Source organism: Streptomyces sp. NPDC043870 (assembly GCF_056435785.1).
Map to the genome: position 1 here is coordinate 1 of NZ_JBWKDT010000137.1, position 1,580 is coordinate 1,580.

Annotated in this window: 1 protein-coding gene; it reads left to right on the forward strand. The window is 69.5% G+C overall.

What is annotated here, in order from left to right; all coding sequences use genetic code 11:
* Positions 1 to 122 precede the first annotated feature (122 nt).
* Positions 123 to 1,487 (forward strand): ISNCY family transposase, encoded by a 1,365-nt coding sequence (locus AC0699_RS39695; RefSeq protein ID WP_478671585.1) that lies wholly within the window; start codon positions 123 to 125, stop codon positions 1,485 to 1,487.
* Positions 1,488 to 1,580 lie beyond the last annotated feature (93 nt).

Here is a 1,580-nt window from a genome sequence, read left to right on the forward strand (position 1 = left end):
CTAGCTACTTGCCCCTGAAGAAGTCTGGGGCTGCCTCTGGGTTGTCCTCTGGGGAGAGCTGGTGAGGGCCGGGCCCTGGCCACGACAGTGGAGTCGGATAGTTGCGGCCGGGGGTGGTGGCGGTGCTGCGTGTCGCGGGAGTACAGGACGCCTGGTGGGATGTTCTGCCAGAACACGCGCGGCAGTTACCGGCCGAGCTGGCTCAGGTTGATGCGTTCTTGGACGACGAGCGGTTCATCGCCCCATGGCGGGTGGTTTTCGCCGAGCGGCTGGGGCGTCCGTCGGTGCCGGTGGAGACGCTGCTGCGCCTTCTGTATCTCAAGCACCGCTACCAGCTGGGTTACGAGACCTTGTGTCGTGAGGTCGCGGACTCGTTGAGCTGGCGGCGGTTCTGCCGCATCCCGCTGTCCTCCCCGGTGCCGCACCCGACCACGCTGATCAAGCTGGTCCGCCGCGGCGGAGCGCGGACGGTGGAAGAGCTGAACGCCGCGCTGCTGAGCAAGCTGGTCGAGGGCAAGCTGCTGCGGTGCCGCAAGCTGCGCATTGACACGACCGTGGTGGAAGCCGACATCGACCACCCCACGGACGCCGACCTGCTCGAACACGGAGTACGCAAGCTGGGCCGGCTGGTGGGGCGGATCAAAGCGTCGGGGGCAGCCAGCCGCACCCGCTTCCGTGATCGCAGCCGGTCAGCGGGGCGCCGTTTGAAGGAGATCTCCCGCACGCTGCGGCGGCGCACCGGCCAGGCGCTGGGCGAGATCGACCGGCTCACCAGTGAAATCGCCGCCGTGGCACGCGCGAGCCTGCGGGACGTGGCGGCGGTGGAGCGTAATGCCCGGCGCGCACTGGGCAAGCGGCCTTCGGGACGACTCGCGCACCTGGTGGGCGAGCTGGCCGAGACCGCGGCGGGCACCCACCGCCTGCTGGAGCAGACCGCCTTGCGGCTGGCGGGCATCCGCACCATCCCCGACCGGCTGATCTCGTTGGCCGACCCCGACGCCCGGCCGATCCGCAAGGGCAAGCCCCAGCACCCCACCCAGTTCGGCTACACCGCTCTTGTGGCCGAGGACGAACGCGGCTTCATCGTCGATCACCAGGTCCGGCGCGGGAACCCGCCCGACGCGCCGCAACTGGTTCCCACGGTGGAGCGTGCTGCGTCGCTGACCGGCCGTCCGCCGGGCACGGTCGTCGCCGACCGCGGCTTCGGCACCGCGGCCAATGATCTGGCTCTGGCCGAACTCGGTGTCCAGCGGATCGGCCTGCAACGCGCCGGGAAGCCTGGAAAGGTGCGGCGTGAGTACGAGAAGAGCCGCCGTTTCCGGCGGATGCGCAACTGGAGAGTCGGCATCGAGGCCCGCATCAGCCACCTCAAGCGCAGCTTCGGATTCCGCCGCACGCGCCTTCGCCGCTTGGCCGGCGCCCAGACCTGGGCCGGACTGGGGATCTTCGCCTACAACCTCCAGCGGATGACCGTCCTCAACCGGTGAGGGACACGCCGCCGACAGGCCAGTGGCACAATGCCGTCTCGCAGCACCGGCCCCTTCACCAGCCCAAACCCTTTTTCAGGGGCAAGTAGCTAG